The organism is Shewanella sp. 10N.261.52.F9 (assembly GCF_041471165.1).
GTDB classification, from domain to species: domain Bacteria; phylum Pseudomonadota; class Gammaproteobacteria; order Enterobacterales; family Shewanellaceae; genus Shewanella; species Shewanella marinintestina.
The window spans coordinates 1-12,026 of the sequence record NZ_JBFRNX010000048.1 but is presented as its reverse complement, the minus strand read 5'-3'; the positions used below and the strand labels follow the sequence as shown (position 1 = coordinate 12,026).

Below are 12,026 nucleotides of genomic sequence, written 5' to 3'. Positions count from 1 at the left end.
CCGCTCCGCCAACATAAAGACGAAAGCCTCATCGAAAGATGAGGCTTTTTTCGTTGTGATAAGCCCTAGCAACTCTTATAAACAAAGAGTGCTAGGGCTTTTTCGTGTTTGTGATTAAAAAATTTACAGTAATATACGTAAGCGCTTTGCTAAAGGAGGCGGTCACTCTCAACCATCCATGGTTTTCGTGGCATTTATGATTGAAGATGGAGATGATTGAGGTAAGCTCAATGCAAAAAGTTCAATCTGAATTGTATACACTGATCACGGTTCTACAATATCATGTGGCACTTGCTGTATAGTATGTGACTTCGCACAACTCTCCAGCGGCTGATAGAGCTATAATATCGTTGGTATGTGAAAAGGTTTTTAAGATGGATTGCCGTTTAGGCTGTGGTGCTTGTTGCATTGCGCCTTCAATTACTACACCAATTCCTGGTATGCCTGAGGGTAAACCTGCTGGAGTAAGGTGTATTCAGCTCAATGAACAAAACTTGTGTAAGCTGTTTGGCCAAGCTGAAAGACCAGCCGTATGTGGCTTATTCGCCGCAACTGACGATGTGTGTGGAAAAACAGATACAGAAGCGTTATGGCTAATTAGTACATTGGAAGCCGCAACAAACTAATAGAAGCATTGTGTAGGCTTCACTCGATATTTATTTTACGGATTGTGATTAATGCAGTTAACTCGTTATACAGATTATGGTTTAAGAACGCTGATGTATTTAGCGTTAAATTCTGAGAGAAACTCACTATTTCGTATCTCTGAGATAACTGAAGTATTTGATCTGTCAGCTAACCATATTTCTAAAGTGGTTCATCACTTGGGTAAACTAGGTTACTTGCAAACTGTCCGTGGTAAAAGTGGTGGCTTTAAACTTGCGAAACCCGCTTCTGAAATCAATATAGGCCAAGTTGTACGTTCATTAGAGAACTCGCTAGCACCTATTGATTGTAGTAAGCCTTATTGCTTGCTTACTCCTGCTTGTCAGCTAAAAGGTGTCTTGGGAGAGGCTGTAAATGCCTATCTTGCTGTTTTAGACGCATACACGTTGGATATGATTGTGGTTAATAAGCAAGAACTGAAATCTTTATTACCAGACCTTTCTATCTCTATCTTGCAGTAATTCGCTTTGCTCTGCAGCTGTCACGACAACCTGTTGTGCCAGCAAGCTTGAAGCGTGAACTAATTGAATATTTTCTGCATCCAGCCTGTAAAGATTAGTTGTTAAAAACGCAATAGTTTCAGGATAAGGGTGTGCGATCACTACTATTTGTTTTTTAGTTTTTGCGAGTGTAATTGCTTGTTGAAACTGCTTTTCTAAACCACTCTTCGATTTATCGTTATCTAAAAAGATTTCTCTTTTCAATGAAGGTACACCCACTGAACGTGCAATAACGCCTGCTTGGGTATATTTCGTAGTTCTACTGTCTATAAAGTAAATGTCATGCAGTCGCAGCGACTCCATGACCCAGCGCATAGGTGTATCTAATTGGGTTAATAAGCTGCCCATATGGTTGTTTGCACCGGTCACATGGGGAACACTTTTGATAGCGTTGGCTACCTGTGTTTTTAGCTCGTTTTCGCTCATGGCGTTGGTTAGTGCGCCAGCACCAATTGCTTTGCCATTAAGTGCTTGCATAGGTAGGTGGACTAAAATTTCGTTTCCTTGCTGATAAGCCTTAGTTGCTAGGTTCTTACCAAGCGGAGTGTGCGGCAATATAGAAAGGGTGATGCTTGCAGGTAAGGTCAGCACTGCTTTATCTGATTGACGGTATCCAATATCGTCAATGATGATGGCAATTTTGCTGGCGAAAACACTAGCGCTTGGTAACAATAAAAGTATCAGTAAAAGAAAGTAGCGCACTGGTTATTATTTTTCTGCCTTAATCCAAGCAATAGCTGAGTTGACTAATTCGTCTTGCTCAACTGTGTCATGGAGTGAATTTGTATCGATTATAGGCATACTTTCCGGATCTGATATAGCCTCAAGCGCAATTTTTATATCTGGTTCAATACCTTTCGCGTGAATATCCCTTCCATTCGGTGTGGTGTACTTGGCGATTGTTAGTTTAATTGCACTTCCATCCAATAAGGTTGGGATCAAGCTTTGTATCGTGCCCTTGCCAAAGCTTGTTTGACCTAAAAGTTTAGCTCGACCGTTGTCTTGTAATGCGGCAGCTAGAACTTCTGAAGCAGATGCAGATCCTTTATTAATTAGGACTGTCATTGGGATATTTGCTGCCATGATCTGTGGTGAAGCGTAATAGTCAGAATTGGCATCGAAAAAACGCCCTTCTGTAGAAACAATGCGTCCTTTATCAAGGAAAAGATCTGCAATTGTAATCGCTTGATCCAGCAGGCCGCCAGGATTGTTACGCAGATCGAGGATAATGCCAGTTAGTTGTTCTGACTGCCAAGCTGATAACTGTTGTACCAGTTTGGGAGTGGTATTTTCTTGGAAACTTGTCAGGCGAATATAGCCAATCTTATTATCAAGAATTTCGGCTTGTACTGAGTTAATCGCGATGAGTGCCGGGGCTAACACTACTGTATAGTGATCTTCAGAATTAGCACGTAGCATTTCAAGCTCAATAGGCTCTTTATCAAAGCTATGCTGTTTAATTTCTTTAAGCAGGTTTTCTAATTTATCTGCAGTTACCACTTGATTGTTGAGCTTAATAACTCTGTCACCGGGCTTGATACCTGCAGCTTCTGCTGGGGACTCGGCAAAGGGAGTGATAATGGTAATTTGATCATTGTCGGTGGCAATTTCTACCCCAAAACCAAAGTATTCACCATTGTTAGTTTCTTGCATGCTAGTAAAGGTTTGCTTATCTAAGAAGCTAGAGTATGGGTCTAGCTCATTAAAGATCCCTGTAATGGCCGCTTCTATAAGCTGCTCTTCAGACATCTTGTCGACGTAGTAAGTTTCTACGGTATCGATGACATCGAGCAAAACAGGATAATTTATACGAGATTTATATTGCTGAGTGTGCTCTTGCCCAACAAGAGTTAGTGATAAACCTAAGACAAGACCGAAAGTAACACAACTAAAATAGCGTATAAATTGAGACATAAAAACCCCTATATAATAAGGGGTTATGTGTCTTAGCGTTTACAGTACCTTGCAGGATCGACCGCTTGCCCCTTGTGCCGTACTTCAAAGTATAGGCCAGGCTGGGTCTGTCCACCTGAACGACCGACTAAAGCGATCGATTCACCTTTGCGTACTGTGTCGCCAGCGCTTTTCAATAGTGCCTGTGCATGGCCATATAAACTCATATAGCCTTTACCGTGATCAACGACTAAGACCATACCAAAGCCGCGTAACCAGTCGGCATAAATTACCTTGCCATTGGCTATCGCATTCACATCTTGACCTTCTGATGCTGAAATAGTTACGCCTTTCCATTTTACTTGGCCGGATCGTTTACTACCAAAGGCTGATTTTATTCGTCCTTTGGTTGGCCACTTTAGTTTATGGCGGCTCGATAGCCCGTCATAAGAAGGATTGTTTTGCATTGCAAGCAAGGCTTGTTCAACCACTCTTTTGAGGCTAGCCTCTTCTATTTGAAGTTGCTCAAGCTTTGCGCCGCTGCTATTTAAGGTTCTCTGCAGTTGCGTTAGGGTGTTTTGTCGTTGTGATTGCTCTTGATTGAGCTTTTTAGCTTGCTGCTGTTGTTCAATCACGAGTTTGTTAAGCTGTGTTTTTTGGTTTTGCTGCTCAACCTGCACTTCGTCTAACTCTAGCAGGGTCGTTTGTAACTGCTTTATAGAGTCAATTCTGGCATTGTTCAAATACTGGTAGTAAGCGAGTAGGCGTTCGATACTCGCAGGAGATTGCTGGTTAAGTAGCATCTTGCTGTAGTCATGATTTCCAGCTAGATAAGCGCTAGCCAACTGATTAGAAAGTGATTTTTGCTGTGCAGTTTTTAGTTTATTCAGCTGGGTTTGTTTACCGTTGAGTTCTGCAATTTTCTTATCTGTGACGGTTAAGTCTTGTTTAGTACGGTTAACCTTAGTCGCCGCTAGAGCAATCGCCTTTTCATCTTCTTTAAGTAAAGATATCAGTCGTTCCCTTTGTTTATTGGTATTTTTCACCGCCGACTGTTGCTTGTTGATCTGTGCTTGAATTGATTTCAGCTCAGACTGGCGACGCTCTAGATCGCTGGCATTTACCGTTAAAGGGAGTGATAGAAAGCCAGCAATAATGCTGGCTTTGATAAAAAATCGAATGTTCAATTGTTAACTCTTACTCTTTGAGTTTTATTATCGAGCGACCTGTCATCTCTGCAGGCACTTGTTGTCCCATTAAGGTTAACATAGTCGGCGCTAAATCACTTAAACGTCCGCCTTTTTCGATCTCTGCGTCACGTCCGACGTAAATTAATGGCACTAATTCGCTAGTGTGCGCAGTATGTGCTTGTCCAGTTGATTCATCTGTCATCTGCTCAGCATTACCGTGGTCGGCAGTAATTAAACACTCTCCACCCACTTTATCTAGTGCTTTAACAACACGACCAATGCAAGTATCTACGGCTTCACAGGCTTTAACTGCTGCATCGAAGTTACCTGTGTGGCCGACCATGTCACCATTTGGGTAGTTACAGATGATTACGTCATATTCAGTCGATTCAATGGCTGCAACTAACTTGTCAGTCAATTCTGCTGAGCTCATTTCTGGCTGTAAGTCGTAAGTCGCGACTTTTGGTGATTGGATCAGTATGCGGTCTTCCCCTTTAAATGGCTCTTCTTTACCGCCATTAAAGAAAAAGGTCACGTGGGCATACTTTTCTGTTTCTGAAATACGTAATTGCGTGAGATCGCGGTTTTGTAAAGTTTCGCCAAGAGTGTTTACTAGGTCTGTTGATGGATAAGCAATTGCTGCGTCGATATCAGCGGCATATTCAGTCAGCATGACAAAGTTAATCTTTGGTGTTACTGCACGTTCGAAACCGTCAAAGTCTGCATTTACGAAGCTACGAGTAATTTGGCGAGCGCGGTCAGCACGGAAGTTCATAAAAATTAGCGCGTCGTTATCGGCTAGTTTTGCCACATTACCCTGTGCATCTGGGATGGCGGTACTGGCAACAAACTCATCATTTTCATCACGACTATATGCTGCTTCTACTGCTTGAACAGCCGTAGCACTTTGGTGCAGGCTTTTGCCTTCACTAATTAGCTCATAAGCTTGAGATACACGGTCCCAGCGGTTATCGCGGTCCATTGCATAATAACGACCAATCACTGATGCGACTTGACCAGTACCTAAGGTTTTGAATAGCTCTTCAAAGTGAGCTAAGCCTGGTTTGGCGCTGCGTGGTGGCGTATCACGACCATCTAGGAATGCGTGTAGATACACTTTTTTTGCACCACGTTTTACTGCAAGGCGGCACATGGCTTCGATATGATCTTGGTGGCTGTGAACCCCACCAGGAGATAACAGCCCCATAATATGTACTGCACCATTGGCTTTAATCGCTGCGTCTACAGCAGATGTTAGTGCTGTGTTGTTATCAAACTCACCATCGTCGATAGATTTACCGATACGCGTTAGTTCTTGGTAGACAATACGGCCTGAGCCGATGTTGATATGTCCGACTTCTGAGTTACCCATTTGGCCATCAGGCAGACCAACGTCGATACCAGAACCTGAAATTAAACTGTTTGGATATTTTGCATTTAACTGATCTAATACTGGTGTATTTGCATGAAAAACAGCATTTTTTTGTGTGTTTTCACGGTAACCCCAGCCATCGAGGATCAGCAATGCCAACGGGCGTTTGCGTGTCGTCATGGTAGTACCTTTAAGTTTAAAAAAATAAGTTTTAAATCGGAATTGGTTAAATATTACTACCAATTGCCGTCAGGCATAAAGACATTTACCTAGATTGCTGTTATCGAATTTGCTTGTTGATGTTATTTGTTAAGGAACTGAAGCGCGCCAAGCGTGACTAACATTCGGTATTCTGTTGTAACCGATGGTATACTCTGTGCCCTCATTATATTTGGCCCTAAAAAAGTAGGCAGTTAACGATGCAAGAATATATGGAATTTTTTAAAGCAAACCCAATGCTAAGCATTGCGTGGGTTGGTTTATTCGTTGGTCTTATCGTTGTGGTATTCAAGTCTAGCGTGTCTAAAGTTAAAAACGTTAATCATCAAGAAGCGACTCTGATGATGAACAAACAAGACGCTAAAGTCGTTGATGTACGCGGTAAAGAAGAGTTTAAGAAGGGTCATATCGTTGGTGCGGTAAATTTACCATTAGCTGATATAAAAAATAATCAGCTTGGTACCCTTGAAAACGCAAAAGCTAGTCCCATTATAATGGTATGCAACGCTGGAATGACTTCATCTCAAGCTGCTCAACTGATGGTAAAACACGGTTTTGAAAACGTGAATAACCTGAAAGGTGGTATGGGTGAATGGCAGTCAAATAACTTGCCTGTTTCAAAAAGCAAAAGATAGAAGTGTTAGTGTAGCCATTGATTTTTTGTTGAGTTATTGATTAGAGTGTTAACGCTTAACTTATTGTGGTTACCGGCATTGAAATGAGGGAGAGACTCCCTCCTAAAAAGCGTCTGTTGACTAAATAAATCAAAAACCGGGACAGTGAATTGGGATACTCCCAAGCTTGCAAAGCCCTGAGACTGGCTCTTTTGAAGTAGCCTCATTAACATTTTTTAAAGGTAGGATAGTATGGCTGAAGTAGCAAACAACGAACAACAAGGTCCACAATTCAACATTCAACGTGTTTACACAAAAGATATTTCTTTTGAAACACCAAACAGCCCAGCTGTTTTCCAAAAAGAGTGGAGCCCAGAAGTTAAGCTTGATCTAGATACTCGCAGCAACAAACTATCTGATGACGTATTTGAAGTTGTTCTTTCTTTGACTGTTACTGCTAAGAACGGTGAAGAAACTGCATTCCTATGTGAAGTTCAGCAAGCGGGTATCTTCGCTATCTCAGGTCTAACTGAACAGCAGTTAGCTCACTCTTTAGGTGCATACTGCCCTAACGTTCTTTTCCCATATGCTCGTGAAGCAATTGGTAGCCTAGTAAGCCGTGGTACTTTCCCACAACTTAACCTAGCGCCAGTTAACTTTGACGCACTATTTGCTCAGTATGTTCAACAGCGTCAAGCTGCTGCAGCTGAAGCACCAGCAGAAGAAGCTAACGCTTAATAGCATGAAAAACACTGCCGACATTACGGTACTGGGGGCGGGCTCTTACGGGACCGCCCTTGCCATTTCTTTAGCGAGCAATGGCCACAGAACCATGCTTTGGGGCCATGAACCCGAGCACATAGAAAACCTAAAAAACGACAAGTCTAACGAAGCGTTTTTACCAGGTATTCCGTTACCAGATTTACTGATCCCTGAAGCGGACTTAGCAACAGCATTAGCGGCATCTAACAATGTGCTCGTTGTTGTGCCTAGCCATGTTTTTGGATTAGTGCTAACTCAAGCAAAACCGCTGTTACGCAAAGATTCGCGTATTGTGTGGGCCACTAAAGGTCTAGAGCCTGAGACTGGCCGCCTAATACAAGATGTTGCCCGTGAAGCTATTGGTGATGAGTTTCCTCTTGCCGTGTTATCGGGACCAACATTTGCTAAAGAACTAGCAGCCGGTATGCCTACAGCGATTTCGATTGCAGGCACGGATCCTCAGTTTACTAAGGATTTGGTTGAGCTGTTGCACAGTCCTAAGCGTCTGCGTGTTTACGCTAATGACGACTTTATTGGTTTACAGCTTGGCGGCGCAGTTAAAAACGTTATTGCGATAGGCGCTGGCCTGTCAGACGGTATCGGTTTTGGTGCGAATGCAAGAACGGCGCTAATTACTCGCGGCCTGGTTGAATTGACTCGACTTGGTGAAGCTATGGGGGCACAAGCCTCAACCTTTATGGGAATGGCTGGCCTTGGTGACTTGGTACTGACTTGTACCGATAACCAGTCGCGTAACCGTCGCTTTGGTTTAGCATTGGGCAAAGGCTCGGATGTTGAAACCGCGCAGCAAGAAATTGGTCAAGTGGTTGAAGGGTATCGCAACACTAAAGAGGTCTATACGCTAGCGAAGCGTTTGGGCGTAGAGATGCCGATTACCGAGCAAGTCTACCAAGTCTTGTATAAAGGTAAGTCACCGGTTGATGCAGCTAAAGAGCTACTCAGCCGTGAGCAAAAGTCTGAGACATCGTCGGCAGAATAGTTTTGCTGTTATTAGATTGAACAATTTGTTCAGTTGATTGAAAACCGAAGCTTAGCTTCGGTTTTTTGTTTTTGCGGTATTGAGTTGTTGAATCTAACCCTTCCATGTATCGGCTCCCTTCAAGTTGTTCATGGCGTAGATGTTGATAGTGGTATAAATACTTCCATGTATAACTACCACTTCATGCCATCCATGGCGAAGCTGGTATAAATACTTCCATGTATAAATAACAATGCTAAAATAGCGCCCCCTTTTATGCTCAAAACTTATCCCAGTTTTGAGGCTAGCTACGTTTTTAGGAGTTATCGAGTGAAACATCATGACGTCATCATTATTGGAGCCGGAGCGGCAGGCCTTATGTGCGCAGCCTCTGCAGGTTACCGTGGCCGTGATGTGCTAGTGCTTGATAACGCTAAGCAAGCAGGTCGTAAAATTCTTATCAGTGGCGGTGGTCGTTGTAACTTCACCAATCAGAAAGTTGAGCCTGCTAACTTTATCTGCGGTAATGGTCACTTTGTTAAATCTGCCTTAGCACGCTATCGTTCAAGTGACTTTATCGAATTGGTTGAGCGTCATGGCATCGAGTATCACGAGCGCGACCATGGTCAGTTATTTTGTAATGACTCAGCCAAAGAGATTGTGACTATGCTGCTTACCGAGTGTGAGTGGGCCGGCGCGCAAATTAAACTGCGGACTGAAATTAGTGAGATCAGCAAAAATGCAGATGGCTTGTTTGAGTTGGTGACCGACAAAGAGCATTACACTTGCGAGTCGCTAGTGATTGCTACTGGAGGCTTGTCTATGCCAAAGCTGGGGGCCTCACCTTATGGCTACCATATTGCTGAGCAGTTTGGCTTAAAGGTGCTCTCAACTCACGCAGGTCTAGTGCCTTTCACTTGGCATAGTGAGCAAAAGCAACGCTTTGAACCGTTATCGGGCATTGCGGTACCCTGTACTATCACTGCTAAAGACGGCACTCAATTTAGTGAGGCATTGCTATTTACGCATCGTGGCCTATCTGGCCCTGCAATTTTGCAGATCTCTAACTATTGGAATCCGGGCGAAGCGATCAGCATTAACTTGCTACCGGGTGAGGATGTACGTGCAAAGCTACAACAAGCACTTGAATCCAGCCCAAAGCAAAGCTTACGTAATGCCTTATCGCAATGGTTGCCCAAACGTTTAGTCGAAGTGTTGTTTGAAGAGCCTTTGCTGAATAAAGCGCTTAACCAGTTAGTTCATGCAGAGTTAGAGCAATTGGCGCTGGATCTTGAGTCTTGGACTTTAGTCATGAATGGCACCGAAGGTTACCGCACTGCAGAAGTGACTTTAGGCGGTGTAGATACTAATGAATTATCCTCAAAAACTATGGAAGCCAAAGCCGTTTCAGGTTTGTACTTCGTAGGCGAAGTAATGGATGTAAGTGGTTGGTTAGGCGGGTTTAATTTCCAGTGGGCTTGGTCGTCAGGTGTCGCAGCTGGACAAGCTGTTTGATTTAAATATTTAGTGTTTTTTTATTTTATTGGCCAATTGACATTCGTTGTTCTGCGGCCTTTAATTTATAGATTACTCACATTTTATAGCTCAACTAATTTTTTAACGTTAAATAGTTGGTATTCGCTTTTAAATAAAAGCCCTCTTTAACAACTCTCTTTCCTGTTTATCCCATTCTCTATTGTTTCCATTTTAGATTTAACTATCGCTTAAATATTTAGCATATTATTAATGTTGTTCAAGTGTTCTTTACTTGTAAATAGTAAGGTTGTGGATCAATACTGTATTTATTGTCGATTGGTTATACAACTGCTTGTAGTGACTGATGTTAAAAGGATATTTTCTGATGGCGACTCTGGGTGCTGACGTTATTTATTATGTGAAGCTTGATGCTGCATATTGGGCTGTAACTGCTGATGGCCAGTGGGTGTTGATTTTGCCACATCAGATGCAAACGGAGATCCCGCTTCATAGTCTACAATCAGAACAAATCCGTATTGACGCTAATGGTGATTTTTATAGTGTCATTGATGGAAATAAGCTCATTATCCCTCAAGCTGCAGTTCGATCTATCGAGGATGAGGAAGATTTAACAGAACAAGTTGCGCAATCGAATAGCGATAATGTAGAGCAAAGTCAGGGTGAGTCTTCGAGTGAGCAGCAAGAAGGCCTAAACTTGATTTATCAGGTGGTGCAATCTGATAATGACAGTGTAATTGCAGATTCCGGTTTTAATACTCAGGGCGATAAGCCATCGTCCGAACGTGACACGCCTTTTTCCTCTAGTCAGCAAGACTCTTTTATTTCGATTACGTTAACTGTTGAATTGATTGATATTGACGGTTATATCAATCAATTTGAAGCCCCTACTGTCAGTTTATCTGGTAGTGCGATTAACGCTGCTGACGGTCAAGTTTTAGAACTCACTATTATCGATAGCTTAGGACAGCCACAGAGCTACAAAGTGACGGTGTTAAATCAGCAGTGGCAACTCAACGATATTGATTTTCAAACTTTTGCAGAAGGTGAGCTCACAGCCATTATTACCGCAATGACTTACCCCGGTGATGTTACTAATGGCATCGATAACAGCATAAAAGATACCTTAGCTGAGATTTCTATTGAGGTTGATACGGGTCAAGATACGGTACTTAATGCTCGCGAAATACAGCGAGTTGATATGAATGGCGTGGCAAAAAATATCGAAGAAGGCCAAACCATTACGATTACTGTAACGGATATAAATGGTTTACAACTGAACTTTAATACCACGGTTATTGCTGGGTTATGGCAACTTGAAGATCAAGACTTGTCGAGCCTTGCTGATGGACCTTTGGTGTTTACTGTCGACAGTAATGATATTGCTGGTAACCCCGCAAATGGTATTGTTGAAGCTTACAAAGAAAGCCAAGCTGCCATCACTATTACTGCTATTGACAATGACGGTGTACTCAATCAAGTAGAAGCTGGCCAATCAGTTTTAGCTGGTGTTGTACGTAATGTCGAAGATGGTCGCCCTGTAGAAGTGTTTGTTACCGACATTAACGGCAAAACCTTAGTGTTTAATAGTATTACACGCAACGGTACTTGGTTATTAGATGGACTGGATCTGTCATCGCTGGCAGAAGGGGAGTTAACGCTTAGAGCGATAACCTCTGATTTTGAAGGTAATATTGGCACGAGCACTAATACAGTAATTAAAGACACTTTGGCCTCAGTCACCATTGAGATTATCGATAATGATGATGTGGTCAATAGCCAAGAACAACAGTCCGTTACCGTGCAAGGCACAGTCAGTAATATTGAAGACGGACAAACGATTAGCATCACTTTTACTGATGGCTACGGCAATGAGCGTAGCTTTACCACTGTCGTGGTTGCCGGCGCTTGGCAGCTGACTAATATCGATTTAACGGGGTTTGCTGATGGTAGCCTAAGCGCTACGGTATCGGTTGAAGATCAAGCGGGTAACCAAGCCACTGCCACAGATGTTATCGCAGTCGATATTTTAGCTTCAATCACCATAGATGTAGATACGGGTAATGACACTGTACTTAACGCCCGTGAAATGCTGCGGGTCGATATGTCGGGTGAAGTTACTGACATTGAAGATGGTCAAGTGGTTACTATTACTGTAACCGACAATATGGGCAAACAATTGCAGTTCAGTGCGATTGTGGCAAGTGGCAAGTGGCAGTTAGAAGATAAGGATTTATCTAGCCTAGCAGACGGACCATTAGTGTTTAGTGCTACCGCTAGTGATGTTGCTGGTAATAGTGCAAGTGCCACCGATGACGCTTACAAAGAAAGCCAAGC

At 42.8% G+C, this 12,026-nt stretch carries 10 protein-coding genes and 1 pseudogene; 7 read left to right on the top strand and 4 right to left on the bottom strand.

All coding sequences use genetic code 11. The features are described 5' to 3' along the window. Positions 1-374 precede the first annotated feature (374 nt). Both AB4298_RS21160 and AB4298_RS21155 read left to right on the top strand, forming a co-directional pair. Positions 375-626 carry a YkgJ family cysteine cluster protein gene (locus tag AB4298_RS21160; RefSeq protein ID WP_248999768.1) on the top strand — a complete coding sequence of 84 codons (252 nt, stop codon included), beginning with the start codon at positions 375-377 and terminating at the stop codon, positions 624-626. A 51-nt stretch (positions 627-677) separates the two neighbouring features. Next, a complete protein-coding gene (locus AB4298_RS21155; protein ID WP_248999767.1) occupies positions 678-1,127 on the top strand; it encodes an Rrf2 family transcriptional regulator in 450 nt (149 codons plus the stop codon). Here AB4298_RS21155 and AB4298_RS21150 read toward each other — a convergent pair. Genes AB4298_RS21150 through gpmM form a run of 4 tightly spaced genes read right to left on the bottom strand, consistent with a single transcriptional unit; the run spans position 1,095 to position 5,801 of the window. After that, positions 1,095-1,868: a divergent polysaccharide deacetylase family protein gene (locus AB4298_RS21150; protein WP_371988317.1), complete on the bottom strand. Its 774-nt coding sequence runs from the start codon at positions 1,866-1,868 to the stop codon at positions 1,095-1,097. The two genes, AB4298_RS21155 and AB4298_RS21150, sit on opposite strands and share 33 nt — an antisense overlap. A gap of 6 nt (positions 1,869-1,874) precedes the next feature. Beyond that, a complete protein-coding gene (locus AB4298_RS21145) occupies positions 1,875-3,080 on the bottom strand; it encodes a S41 family peptidase (RefSeq protein WP_371988316.1) in 1,206 nt (401 codons plus the stop codon). A 32-nt stretch (positions 3,081-3,112) separates the two neighbouring features. Next, positions 3,113-4,246: a murein hydrolase activator EnvC family protein gene (locus AB4298_RS21140; protein WP_248999764.1), complete on the bottom strand. Its 1,134-nt coding sequence runs from the start codon at positions 4,244-4,246 to the stop codon at positions 3,113-3,115. A 10-nt stretch (positions 4,247-4,256) separates the two neighbouring features. Next, the gene (gene gpmM, locus AB4298_RS21135) at positions 4,257-5,801 is read right to left on the bottom strand and encodes a 2,3-bisphosphoglycerate-independent phosphoglycerate mutase (protein WP_248999763.1); all 1,545 of its coding nucleotides are present in this window, start codon (positions 5,799-5,801) and stop codon (positions 4,257-4,259) included. Positions 5,802-6,040: 239 nt separating this feature from the next. On the opposite strand from gpmM, the gene AB4298_RS21130 reads away from it, so the two are divergent. The 5 genes and pseudogenes from AB4298_RS21130 to AB4298_RS21110 form a co-directional block, all read left to right on the top strand. Next, positions 6,041-6,475, top strand: coding sequence for a rhodanese-like domain-containing protein (locus AB4298_RS21130; protein ID WP_248999762.1), 435 nt, complete (start codon positions 6,041-6,043; stop codon positions 6,473-6,475). 231 nt (positions 6,476-6,706) lie between these two features. Then, on the top strand, positions 6,707-7,192 hold the full coding sequence (gene secB, locus AB4298_RS21125; RefSeq protein ID WP_248999761.1) for a protein-export chaperone SecB: 486 nt from the start codon (positions 6,707-6,709) through the stop codon (positions 7,190-7,192). 4 nt (positions 7,193-7,196) lie between these two features. Continuing rightward, positions 7,197-8,216, top strand: a complete 1,020-nt coding sequence (gene gpsA, locus AB4298_RS21120) for an NAD(P)H-dependent glycerol-3-phosphate dehydrogenase (RefSeq protein WP_248999760.1) — start codon at positions 7,197-7,199, stop codon at positions 8,214-8,216. Between the two features lie 309 nt (positions 8,217-8,525). Next, positions 8,526-9,710, top strand: a complete 1,185-nt coding sequence (locus AB4298_RS21115; protein ID WP_371988315.1) for a BaiN/RdsA family NAD(P)/FAD-dependent oxidoreductase — start codon at positions 8,526-8,528, stop codon at positions 9,708-9,710. Positions 9,711-10,056: 346 nt separating this feature from the next. Beyond that, positions 10,057-12,026 (top strand): annotated as a pseudogene (locus AB4298_RS21110) (adhesin); the annotation flags it as partial.

Coding starts and splice junctions, on each gene's coding strand:
- AB4298_RS21160 (WP_248999768.1), top strand. CDS start 375: ATGGATTGCCGTTTAGGCTGTGGTGCTTGTTGCATTGCGCCTTCAATT.
- AB4298_RS21155 (WP_248999767.1), top strand. CDS start 678: ATGCAGTTAACTCGTTATACAGATTATGGTTTAAGAACGCTGATGTAT.
- AB4298_RS21145 (WP_371988316.1), bottom strand. CDS start 3,080: ATGTCTCAATTTATACGCTATTTTAGTTGTGTTACTTTCGGTCTTGTC.
- gpmM (WP_248999763.1), bottom strand. CDS start 5,801: ATGACGACACGCAAACGCCCGTTGGCATTGCTGATCCTCGATGGCTGG.
- AB4298_RS21130 (WP_248999762.1), top strand. CDS start 6,041: ATGCAAGAATATATGGAATTTTTTAAAGCAAACCCAATGCTAAGCATT.
- secB (WP_248999761.1), top strand. CDS start 6,707: ATGGCTGAAGTAGCAAACAACGAACAACAAGGTCCACAATTCAACATT.
- gpsA (WP_248999760.1), top strand. CDS start 7,197: ATGAAAAACACTGCCGACATTACGGTACTGGGGGCGGGCTCTTACGGG.